At 39.5% G+C, this 10471-nt stretch carries 8 protein-coding genes, 16 tRNA genes and 1 riboswitch; of the genes, 22 read left to right on the top strand and 2 right to left on the bottom strand.

The window, feature by feature from the left end:
• Nucleotides 1-12 precede the first annotated feature (12 nt).
• The 17 genes from ABH968_RS21125 to ABH968_RS21045 all read left to right on the top strand — a co-directional run bounded on the left by ABH968_RS21125 (nt 13) and on the right by ABH968_RS21045 (nt 2928).
• Nucleotides 13-88 (top strand) — tRNA-Asp (locus ABH968_RS21125).
• A 12-nt stretch (nt 89-100) separates the two neighbouring features.
• A tRNA-Thr gene (locus ABH968_RS21120) sits at nt 101-176 on the top strand.
• A gap of 6 nt (nt 177-182) precedes the next feature.
• Nucleotides 183-266 (top strand) — tRNA-Tyr (locus ABH968_RS21115).
• A gap of 6 nt (nt 267-272) precedes the next feature.
• Nucleotides 273-346: transfer RNA gene (locus tag ABH968_RS21110), tRNA-Trp, on the top strand.
• Between the two features lie 47 nt (nt 347-393).
• Nucleotides 394-469 (top strand) — tRNA-His (locus tag ABH968_RS21105).
• Nucleotides 470-479: 10 nt separating this feature from the next.
• Nucleotides 480-554, top strand: a tRNA-Gln gene (locus ABH968_RS21100).
• A 15-nt stretch (nt 555-569) separates the two neighbouring features.
• Nucleotides 570-642, top strand: a tRNA-Lys gene (locus tag ABH968_RS21095).
• 15 nt (nt 643-657) lie between these two features.
• Nucleotides 658-734: transfer RNA gene (locus ABH968_RS21090), tRNA-Arg, on the top strand.
• Nucleotides 735-750: 16 nt separating this feature from the next.
• Nucleotides 751-827, top strand: a tRNA-Pro gene (locus ABH968_RS21085).
• A 13-nt stretch (nt 828-840) separates the two neighbouring features.
• Nucleotides 841-913 (top strand) — tRNA-Ala (locus ABH968_RS21080).
• A 15-nt stretch (nt 914-928) separates the two neighbouring features.
• Nucleotides 929-1021 (top strand) — tRNA-Ser (locus ABH968_RS21075).
• A 7-nt stretch (nt 1022-1028) separates the two neighbouring features.
• Nucleotides 1029-1104: transfer RNA gene (locus tag ABH968_RS21070), tRNA-Phe, on the top strand.
• A 3-nt stretch (nt 1105-1107) separates the two neighbouring features.
• Nucleotides 1108-1181: transfer RNA gene (locus ABH968_RS21065), tRNA-Gly, on the top strand.
• Between the two features lie 7 nt (nt 1182-1188).
• Nucleotides 1189-1265, top strand: a tRNA-Ile gene (locus ABH968_RS21060).
• Nucleotides 1266-1269: 4 nt separating this feature from the next.
• Nucleotides 1270-1346 (top strand) — tRNA-Asn (locus ABH968_RS21055).
• Between the two features lies 1 nt (nt 1347).
• Nucleotides 1348-1419, top strand: a tRNA-Glu gene (locus ABH968_RS21050).
• A 462-nt stretch (nt 1420-1881) separates the two neighbouring features.
• Nucleotides 1882-2928 carry a nitric oxide synthase oxygenase gene (locus ABH968_RS21045; RefSeq protein ID WP_370047173.1) on the top strand — a complete coding sequence of 349 codons (1047 nt, stop codon included), beginning with the start codon at nt 1882-1884 and terminating at the stop codon, nt 2926-2928.
• A 53-nt stretch (nt 2929-2981) separates the two neighbouring features.
• On the opposite strand, the gene ABH968_RS21040 is transcribed toward ABH968_RS21045, so the two are convergent.
• Nucleotides 2982-4190 (bottom strand): CynX/NimT family MFS transporter, encoded by a 1209-nt coding sequence (locus tag ABH968_RS21040; RefSeq protein WP_370047171.1) that lies wholly within the window; start codon nt 4188-4190, stop codon nt 2982-2984.
• Nucleotides 4191-4364: 174 nt separating this feature from the next.
• A riboswitch (Lysine riboswitch) is annotated at nt 4365-4541 on the top strand.
• Nucleotides 4542-4628: 87 nt separating this feature from the next.
• On the opposite strand from ABH968_RS21040, the gene ABH968_RS21035 reads away from it, so the two are divergent.
• A complete protein-coding gene (locus tag ABH968_RS21035; RefSeq protein ID WP_370047170.1) occupies nt 4629-6092 on the top strand; it encodes an amino acid permease in 1464 nt (487 codons plus the stop codon).
• A gap of 114 nt (nt 6093-6206) precedes the next feature.
• On the opposite strand, the gene ABH968_RS21030 is transcribed toward ABH968_RS21035, so the two are convergent.
• Nucleotides 6207-6350, bottom strand: a complete 144-nt coding sequence (locus ABH968_RS21030) for a hypothetical protein (RefSeq protein ID WP_370047169.1) — start codon at nt 6348-6350, stop codon at nt 6207-6209.
• Nucleotides 6351-6996: 646 nt separating this feature from the next.
• On the opposite strand from ABH968_RS21030, the gene ABH968_RS21025 reads away from it, so the two are divergent.
• The 4 genes from ABH968_RS21025 (at nt 6997) to ABH968_RS21010 (ending at nt 10372) form a co-directional block, all read left to right on the top strand.
• Nucleotides 6997-7689 carry a response regulator transcription factor gene (locus tag ABH968_RS21025; protein ID WP_370047167.1) on the top strand — a complete coding sequence of 231 codons (693 nt, stop codon included), beginning with the start codon at nt 6997-6999 and terminating at the stop codon, nt 7687-7689.
• Nucleotides 7690-7693: 4 nt separating this feature from the next.
• Nucleotides 7694-8629: a sensor histidine kinase gene (locus ABH968_RS21020; RefSeq protein ID WP_370047166.1), complete on the top strand. Its 936-nt coding sequence runs from the start codon at nt 7694-7696 to the stop codon at nt 8627-8629.
• Between the two features lie 137 nt (nt 8630-8766).
• Nucleotides 8767-9690: an ABC transporter ATP-binding protein gene (locus ABH968_RS21015; RefSeq protein ID WP_370047164.1), complete on the top strand. Its 924-nt coding sequence runs from the start codon at nt 8767-8769 to the stop codon at nt 9688-9690.
• Complete coding sequence (locus ABH968_RS21010) at nt 9683-10372, top strand: ABC transporter permease (protein ID WP_370047162.1); 690 nt, start codon at nt 9683-9685, stop codon at nt 10370-10372. The genes ABH968_RS21015 and ABH968_RS21010 overlap by 8 nt, the downstream gene beginning before the upstream one ends.
• The last annotated feature ends 99 nt before the right edge of the window (nt 10373-10471 follow it).

Below are 10471 nucleotides of genomic sequence, written 5' to 3'. Positions count from 1 at the left end.
CGCAACCAAAATGGTCCCGTGGTGTAGCGGTTAACATGCCTGCCTGTCACGCAGGAGATCGCCGGTTCGATCCCGGTCGGGACCGCCATTTTTTTTTTTTGCCGGTGTAGCTCAGTTGGTAGAGCAACTGACTTGTAATCAGTAGGTCGTGGGTTCGACTCCTATCGCCGGCACCATCCCTTGGAGGGGTAGCGAAGAGGCTAAACGCGGCGGACTGTAAATCCGCTCCTTAGGGTTCGGCGGTTCGAATCCGTCCCCCTCCACCATTTTTTAGGGGCATAGTTCAACGGTAGAATAGAGGTCTCCAAAACCTTTGGTGTGGGTTCGATTCCTACTGCCCCTGCCAGGTTTCAAGGTACTCGTTATCAAACACTGCTGTGATTACATATAGTGGCGATTGTGGCGAAGTGGTTAACGCACCGGATTGTGGTTCCGGCATTCGTGGGTTCGATTCCCATCAGTCGCCCCATTTTAATAATTGGGGTATAGCCAAGCGGTAAGGCAACGGATTTTGATTCCGTCATGCCTAGGTTCGAATCCTAGTACCCCAGCCATTCATTTCTTAATATGAGCCATTAGCTCAGTTGGTAGAGCATCTGACTTTTAATCAGAGGGTCGAAGGTTCGAGTCCTTCATGGCTCATCAGTTTTTATAAATGCGCCCGTAGCTCAATTGGATAGAGCGTCTGACTACGGATCAGAAGGTTATGGGTTCGACTCCTGTCGGGCGCGCCAAAAAGCCTAATAGTATCGGAATGTAGCTCAGCTTGGTAGAGCACTTGGTTTGGGACCAAGGGGTCGTAGGTTCGAATCCTGTCATTCCGACCATCTTTCCTGACATGGGGCCTTAGCTCAGCTGGGAGAGCGCCTGCCTTGCACGCAGGAGGTCAGCGGTTCGATCCCGCTAGGCTCCATCATTTATATATTACGGAGGTATACCCAAGTCTGGCTGAAGGGATCGGTCTTGAAAACCGACAGGCGGGTAACACCGCGCGGGGGTTCGAATCCCTCTACCTCCTCCATTTTTCCGGGTCAGTAGCTCAGTTGGTAGAGCATTAGATTGAAGCTCTAAGTGTCGGCGGTTCGATTCCGTCCTGACCCACCATATGCGGGTGTAGTTTAATGGTAAAACCTCAGCCTTCCAAGCTGATGTCGTGAGTTCGATTCTCATCACCCGCTCCAAAATAATGGGCCTATAGCTCAGCTGGTTAGAGCGCACGCCTGATAAGCGTGAGGTCGATGGTTCGAGTCCATTTAGGCCCACCATTATTCCGAAGTAGCTCAGTTGGTAGTAGCACCTGACTGTTAATCAGGTTGTCGCAGGTTCGAGTCCTGCCTTCGGAGCCACGGCCCGTTGGTCAAGTGGTTAAGACACCGCCCTTTCACGGCGGTAACACGGGTTCGAATCCCGTACGGGTCATCAAGCATGTTGCACATTAGTGCAACATGCTTTTTTTTTATGCCTACTAAAAGCCAAAAGAATCACCCTTCGTTAAGGAAGTTAAAGCCTCCGGTGGATGTCACGGAATCGGAAAGGAGTTCAAATAGGATGTTAGCCTAAAATCATCGCATCCATGCGATAACGGCTAACTGACCTGCATCGGTAAAAACGCCACGCCCTGTGGCATTACCGAAATGACTTACATCGTGTCGGCTCTCATGAAGGCCTAAGCACAAAGCCGAATCGGACGCATTGTTTATCTGTAGCGAAAGCAAAGCGGCAGCTACAATTATGCCGAGGCATAATTGATAAAAAAGAAGAGATGATAAGAAATATTGAACAAAGTATTTCATATATAAAATATGTATGTTTTCTTGCAGATTTTTTCGTGGTGATAATAGTTCCATTCCTCTAATATGAGGATAGATGGAGGAGTTCGATATGAATTTACATGAAGTACAACGATTTTTAGAACTTTATCAAGTAGAGCAAAACGAGTCAAAAACATGGCTAGAAAATAAATTACAGTATATTAAAACAGCTGGAGCATATATACCGACAATGGAAGAATTAATCTTTGGTGCACGAGTAGCATGGCGCAATAGTAATAAGTGTATTGGTCGATTGTTTTGGCAATCGCTGCATGTTGTTGATGCCCGAGATATTTCAAAAGAAGAGGATATTTTCAACGCATTGCTTGAACATATTCAATATGCAACAAATGATGGGAAAATTCGTCCAACAATAACGATTTTTGCACCGGGACGAGTTCGTGTATGGAATCATCAGCTAATCCGTTATGCTGGCTATGAAACGGAATCTGGAACCGTTGGTGATTCGCATTCTGTTGAGTTTACAAAAGTATGTGAGTCACTTGGCTGGCAAGGTAAGAGAACAGCATTTGACGTGCTTCCACTCGTTGTACAGGTGGATGGAAGGGAACCACAAGTGTTTACTATCCCTGACGAATATGTACTAGAGGTACCGATTCGTCATCCGGAATCTGCTCAAGTAGAGAAGTTAGGATTAAAATGGTATGCAGTGCCGATAATTTCGAGTATGCGCTTCCAAATGGCAGGTATCGATTTTGAAGCAGCCCCATTTAATGGTTGGTATATGGGTACAGAAATCGGGGCACGTAATTTAGCAGATCATGAGCGTTATAATATGCTGCCCGCTATAGCAGAAATTTTCAACCTCGATACAACCAAACAGGCTTCTTTATGGCGTGACCGAGCATTAGTTGAGCTGAATATGGCAGTCCTACATTCCTTTAAAGAAGATGGTGTGAGCATTGTAGATCATCATACAGCTGCACAGCAATTTAAATTGTTTGAGGAAGCAGAAGCAGCAGCAAATCGTGAGGTTACTGGTAATTGGACATGGTTGATTCCACCTCTTTCGCCAGCTACAACCCATATTTACCATAAGCCTTATGTTAATGTTTACAATACACCGAACTATTTTTATCAGAAACCACCTTACTAATAGAGAAAGGCAGCTCATGACATCCGCTGAAATAAGATCATGAGCTACCTTTTTTAATTTACATATTCATTTTTAGAAGCCCTAAATGAACATAAGAAGAGTATCAATGCTACGACAACAAATAACCAACCAGCCGTATTCCAGCCACCAAATAAATCATGCAAATAACCAAATAAGATTGGACCGATTGCGGCTAATAAATACCCTAATGATTGTGCAAAACCTGATAAATCAGCTGCCTCAAAAGCTGTACGGGTACGTAGTGTAAAGAACATCATCGCTAATGCGAATGAAGCCCCTCCTGCTAAGCCTAGTAGCACCATCCACAGTACAGCGAGGCTTGTCCATTCCATCACTACTCCGATAAAGCCAACTAAGTAAAATACCGTAAACATTAATACGAGAGGACGTTGAGATGTCATTTTACTAGCGATAATAGGCACAGCTAAAGCCATTGGAACTTGTGAAAATTGCATGATGGAAAACATCCAGCCTGCACGATCTGCAGCTAATCCTTGTGATATATATATTTCAGGAATCCAAGCGGCAGTTGTGTAGAATAATAATGACTGAAATCCCATAGCCCCCGCCACTGCCCAAGTAACAGGTGATTTCCATAATGGTGTACGTTCTTTCGTCGTCTTAACAGTAGACTCAGGCTTATTAAATTTCAGCTGTGGAATCCAAATTAATATGGTTAACACCACAAGAACAAGTGCGATTGCTAAAGCTCCTTGCCAGCCAAATGATGAATTGGCAATAGGATAACTAATACCAGCACCGAGTCCAGCTGTCAAATTCATCGACATTGTGAACAATGCCATAAGCAAACCTACGTGAAAGGGAAATTTCAATTTAAGTAATCCGGGAATTAGTACGTTACCGAATGAAATGGCTATACCAATTAGCATAGTACCAAATATGAGTAAACTAGTTGTGCCAAGGGAGCGTAGGACAATTCCTACCGCTAAAAGAATAGTTGATAAAAATAATGTTAATTCTAGTCCAAATTTACGTGCGACAATTGGTGCGAATGGTGAAATGATTGCAAATGCTAGCAATGGGATCGTTGTTAGAAAGCCCGCTAGTACATTGGATATGCCGAGGTCTTCACGGATAAAGGATATAATAGGACCAACAACTGTTAGCGGCATCCGTAATGTCGAGGCAATACAAATTACTCCGATAACGAGTAATAAGGTTGTCCCTTTCCAGTTAATTTTCCTGCTAGGATAAGTATCGGTATGTTCATGAGTAGTCAAATAAGTCCCCCCTGTTAGAACAATTTTGATTGAATCACTATACCACTTTATCACACTAATGGAAATAGTGGAAAATTCGCAAAATAAAGAACATTACTCGAGTTATTGAAATGTCATAGGTCGTATGTTAAACTAATACCCATCATAAATTTAATATTTAATGCCTCATGTTTATATTGAGGTAGAGGTCGCGGTATTTAAGAGTATGTTAATGGAAATGACAAGCATTAGAGAAATTAACTGAAAGGAAATACCGCCGAAGTGTGAGGGGACTTGAAAACCTCATGCTGGGGCTGTCTCCGAAAGGGACAGAACTGTCACGTTTGAACAACGTGTTGAGCTATCATTTTGAAGGAACAGAGGATTTACTTAGCCATCACAGCAACGTTCATGTGATGGCATTTTTTTCGCCTCTTAAAAAAGGAAGGAAGCTATATCGTGAGTGAAATAAAAGTCAATCAGCTCGGTCATAAAGCACCGAAGCTGAAAAAAGAATTAAAAAGCCGTCATATTACAATGATTTCATTAGGCGGTACAATTGGTACAGGATTGTTTTTAGCAAGTGGTGGTGCCATTGCACAAGCAGGCCCTGGCGGTGCACTACTCGCCTATGCATTAATCGGTATCATGGTGTATTTTTTAATGACGAGCTTAGGCGAAATGGCAGCTTATATGCCATCATCGGGCTCATTTAGTACGTATGCTACAAAATTTGTAGACCCAGCTTTAGGCTTTGCACTTGGTTGGAACTACTGGTACAACTGGGCGATTACAATTGCGGCAGAAATTTCTGCTGTCTCATTAATTATGAAATATTGGTTCCCAGATAGCTCATCAGCACTTTGGACTGTTTTATTTATTGCTGTAGTTTTAACGTTCAATCTATTATCGGTAAAAAGCTATGGTGAAAGTGAATATTGGTTTGCAATGATAAAGGTTGTAACTGTAATCATTTTTATTATCATCAGTTTCTTAATGATTTTTGGTATTTTAGGAGGACACGCTCCGGTAGGCTTTACGAATTTCTTTATCGGTGATGGACCATTCCATGGTGGGCTCCTTGCTACATTTGGTATTTTCTTAGCTGCGGGATTCTCATTCCAAGGGACAGAGCTACTTGGGATAACAGCAGGTGAAACGGATGACCCTGGTAAAAATATCCCGAAAGCCGTGAAGTCTGTTTTCTGGCGAATTCTTTTATTCTATATTTTAGCGATTGCTGCAATTGGGATGCTGATTCCATTTACAGATGCACGTTTGCTATCTGAAGATATCGCTGTTTCACCATTTACACTGGTGTTCGACCGTTTAGGAATTGCCTTTGCTGCATCATTGATGAATGCTATCATTCTAACGGCAATGCTGTCAGCAGGGAATTCAGGGCTTTACGCATCGTCACGTATGCTTTGGCAATTAGCGGTAGATGGACATGCACCGAAAATTTTCACTAAACTAAGCCGTCGAGGTATTCCGATTTACGCATTACTGGCGACTTTAGCTGTAGGCTCCCTAGCATTTTTGGCTTCATTCTTTGGTGATGGTGTAGTCTACATGTGGCTGCTAAATGCCTCTGGGATGTCTGGCTTCATTGCTTGGCTAGGAATTGCATTTAGCCATTACCGTTTCCGTCGAGCGTTCGAGGTACAGGGCTTAGATCCGACATTGTTACCGTATAAAGCAAGGCTATTCCCATTCGGCCCGCTATTTGCCTTTACAGTTTGTATGATTGTTGTTATTGGACAAAACTACAATGCCTTTATGGGTAATACAATAGACTGGTATGGAGTCCTTGTCTCCTATATCGGTATTCCACTGTTCTTATTCTTATGGCTTGGCTATAAAATCAAGCATAAAACAAAAATGCTTCCATTAGAGCAATGTGATTTAAAAGTTGAACAATAAAAAATAAAACTGTCCTGTGAGCCATAGAAAATGACTTGCAGGGCAGTTTTTTAATGAATTTGTAACCCCAGGTACTATCTTGTCAGAAAAATACGCCAGGTGAACCATTAACCTTTAAGCCCCAAAGTCTCGTATCCCCATAATAGCAATCATCGATCCGTAGATGACAAGAATAAGCAAAATGATGAGTAATCCTAAATATTTAGAAATACCTGTTTGTTTTGATTTAATTCCGGATATTCCAAAATAAATACTCATTATCCAGAGTAGAGCACCCAAATAAAAGTAAATACCAAAAATGCCATTTTCACTTAATGAACTAGCATAAAACAATAACAACCCGATAATACAAAATATAATAGAATAAAACCCATAATTCCTTCTAAAAGTCATTTTTTGTAACTTTCTAAATTAATTTTGATTATTAATAAGAATATACTAATTTATATATAATATTACAAAATATATATTCGGAAGTTTGGGATGTTATTAGTTAAAACGTATGCAATGTAAATAAGTTGATTGGAGTGGAGACTGGGCGACTCCTCGGGGATCAGCGATATAGAGGAACGAAGGCTAAAAGCATCACGTCCTGTGATAACGCCTTCGTGACCAACATCATGTTGGCCCGAGACCCTGCAGCGTAGCGAAGCGGCTCATCGGACGCCCCCAGGAAGCTTTGCTCTGTGCGAAAGCGAAGCGTCAGCAACAAAGCGCCCAGTCGGAACGGAAATCACCCCCCACACCAGAATATATCATTAAGTTAAAGATATTATAAATTTTGCAGTATAGTACATTCGGATTTCTCAAATCATCACCTACTTTTGGTGTACAGCCTTAATATGGTAGACTGTTATATAAATGGCAGATTAAAAGGCTTTATGTTGAGAAGAGGTGCATGGAAGTGCAAAAGCATATTTTACTAGTAGAAGATGACGAAGCTATTCGTGATATGGTAGAAAATTATTTAACGATGGAGGGGTTTCTTGTCACCTCTGCAGTAAATGGAGAAGAAGCATTACAAAATTGTTTAAACAATCCCTTTGATTTATTGATCTTGGATATTATGATACCGAAGCTTAATGGATTAGAAGTTTTAAAGATCATACGAGAGCAAGTATCACTTCCAATTATTATCATGTCAGCCAAGGATAGTGATGTTGATAAAGCATTAGGATTAGGGTTAGGGGCAGATGATTATATTGCCAAGCCATTCTCGATGCTGGAATTTTCGGCACGTGTTAAAGCCGCAATTCGAAGAGCTACGAAATACTCCAGTCAAGTAGAGGAGAAGAAAGATATAGTAGAGATAGACAACTTATCGATCGACCTTGTTAATTTTTCAGTTGAGAAGAATGGACAAAATGTAAAGCTCACGTCAAAGGAATTTGCCATTTTAAAGTTATTCGTGACAAATCGTAATCGAGTTTTTACAAAGCAGCAAATGTATCAATTGATTTGGAATGATGCTTACTATGGAGATGAAAATATTATTAATGTACATATAAGAAGATTAAGAGAAAAAATTGAAGACGATCCATCCAATCCTCAATATATTAAAACACTTTGGGGAATTGGCTATAAATTTGAAGGATAAACAGATGATTATAGTTCTTTTATTTATAATTGTATTGCTCATAGGCATTATTATTTTTCAGGTGAGAGTAAAAAAACAACAAGACACTACCATTCAATATATGTATCAAAAACTGCAAGCCATTATTGATGAACAATCAAGTGAGAAGATTTTAGTATCGACAACAAATCAAGAATTACAACAGCTACTGATTGCGATGAATGCGTTGCTAGACCACAATCAAAAAGTACTGGCGACACATCGAAAAATGGAAAGCTCCATGAAAAAGATGTTAGCCAATATTTCACATGATCTTAAAACGCCTTTAACAGTTGTACTAGGTTATACGGAAATGCTGAAGCTTCATCACTCACTTAGTGAAGAGGAGCAGAGACGATTGCTCACTGGCGTTCATTCGAAAACATTGGAAGTATTAAAAATAATCCATACATTTTTTGACCTGGCAAAATTGGAGGCTGGAGATACAGATTATCCAATGACGAAAATTAATGTAAGTGAAATTTGCCGAAAAAATATTTTATCATTTTACGATATGGTCACATCTATGGGACTAGAGATCGATATAGCAATACCAGAGATATCCGCGTATGCACTTGGCAATGAAGAAGCGTTAGATAGGGTTTTGAATAATTTACTGTCAAATGCTGTTGCCTATGGAGCGACAGGAAACATCATTGGACTCACAGTGCGAAATGATGATACGAATATTTTTATTGATGTCTGGGATCGTGGTAAGGGGATTGACGAATATCAAATTGATAATGTTTTTGAAAGAATGTATACGCTTGAAGATTCCAGAAATAAATCCTTCCAAGGGAGTGGCCTAGGCTTAACAATTACAAAACGTCTTGTAGAATTAATGGATGGCTCCATCCAGCTTTCTAGTATCCCATATGAGAAGACTATTTTTACGGTTTCTTTAAAACGAATGATGTACTGAACAGTCATGCTTGTAGAGCATTTTAATTGCTTTACAAGCTTTTCTTATACGCTTAAGAAATTTGTAAGAATCAAGTAATAAATTAGAGAGTTTCATTTTTTATAATAAGGATAGCTAAATTTAAAGGAGAGATCTACATGACATATATTGTGAAAACAAATCAGCTTACGAAGGTGTTCGAGGGAAAAGAAGTCGTTTCTGCTGTGACTATGCATGTGAAAAAGGGAGAGATATACGGTTTTTTAGGTCCTAATGGTGCCGGGAAAACCACTGTCATGAAAATGCTGACAAATCTTACGAAGCCGACGAGTGGAGATATTGAAATCTTTGGTGAAAAATTAATCGACAGCTCATACGAAGTGCTGAAAAGAATGGGAACGATTATTGAATACCCGATTTTTTACGAAGATTTAACAGCAAAGGAAACCTTAGAATTACATTGCGAATATATGGGCTATTATGACAAGAAAGAGATTGCTCATGTTCTAGATTTAGTAAAACTAACAAACACTGAGAAGAAACGTGTAAAAGACTTTTCTCTTGGGATGAAACAACGGTTGGGTATTGCACGTGCAATTATTACTAAGCCGGAATTACTTATTTTAGACGAGCCGATTAATGGACTAGATCCAGTTGGCATTAAAGAGCTTCGAGAGCTTTTCAAGATGCTTTGTAAAGAGTATGGAATTACGATTATTATCTCTAGTCATATTTTGGGTGAAATTGAACAATTGGCAGATACAGTTGGGGTTATTAAAGATGGAAGATTAATTAAGGAAGTATCAATGGACACTGTCAATCGTAGTCAAACAGATTATATTGAAGTGACTGTCAATGATGGGGAAAAGGCTGCCTTTATTATAGAAAGTAAATTAAATATTACTAATTTCAAACTAATGGATGACAATTGTATTCGAATTTATGAATCGACAGCTTCACAAAAGGTACTATCTAAAACATTGATTGAGCATGATATTGAAATTGAGGGCATTAGCAAAAAAACAAGCTCATTAGAGGATTACTTCTTGAAGCTAATCAATGGAGGTGTCGCCAGTGCTTAATTTAATGCGGCTAGAAATGAAAAAATACCATATTGGTTCATATATAAAACGAGCTGTTTTCGCAAATTTTGTGATATTAGCCATTATATTTATGCTTATATTTATCACTAAAATAGAAGGGGATCAAGATTTTAGAACTTATCAGACGGCATTTAGCCTTATAGATTCAGGTGTAAGAGCAGTATTTATTATTTTTGCTAGTGTGTTAATCGCCAAGTTTATTATTGGAGAATTTAAATATAAAACTATCACCGTAGCATTTATGTACCCGATCAATAGAAAAAAACTAATTGCTTCAAAGCTAGCCATTGTTGTTCTTTTTACCTTTAGTGCAATTATTCTATCGACTATTTTTGTCACAGCGATTTTTTGTGCTGTTAGTGAGAGTTTCCAATTGCTTCCGGATACATTATCGGTATCTCTCATAATACAACGAATTCCCGCTGTGATCATGAATGCACTTTCAGCATCATGCATCGCATTAATACCATTGTATTTCGGTATGAGAAAATACTCCATTCCGGCAACGATTGTATCATCTATATTAATTGTATCAGTCGTATCATCAAATTCAGGTAACTTCACCTTGTACGATATTATTTTCATACCAATCACTTTAGCTATTATCGGTATAAGCGTGGCCTATTTATCATTTCGAAATATTGAGAAGATAGATATATAAGGATAAAAAATAGCTCATCACAAAAGTAGGGGATAACATTTGTTAGACTAGATGTTCTTAGGTAAGCCCAAGCCGGAGCGGAAATTAGCCTGCATTATG

The sequence above is a fragment of the Lysinibacillus sp. RC79 genome, from assembly GCF_041262405.1.
Classification (GTDB): Bacteria; Bacillota; Bacilli; order Bacillales_A; family Planococcaceae; genus Lysinibacillus.
Note: the sequence above shows the minus strand (reverse complement) of the source record. Positions and strands in the feature narration are given on the sequence as shown.

What these genes read in the sequence shown, in the direction of transcription:
- ABH968_RS21045 (WP_370047173.1), top strand. Translation starts at nt 1,882, where the DNA reads ATGAATTTACATGAAGTACAACGATTTTTAGAACTTTATCAAGTAGAG.
- ABH968_RS21030 (WP_370047169.1), bottom strand. Translation starts at nt 6,350, where the DNA reads ATGAGTATTTATTTTGGAATATCCGGAATTAAATCAAAACAAACAGGT.
- ABH968_RS21020 (WP_370047166.1), top strand. Translation starts at nt 7,694, where the DNA reads ATGATTATAGTTCTTTTATTTATAATTGTATTGCTCATAGGCATTATT.
- ABH968_RS21015 (WP_370047164.1), top strand. Translation starts at nt 8,767, where the DNA reads ATGACATATATTGTGAAAACAAATCAGCTTACGAAGGTGTTCGAGGGA.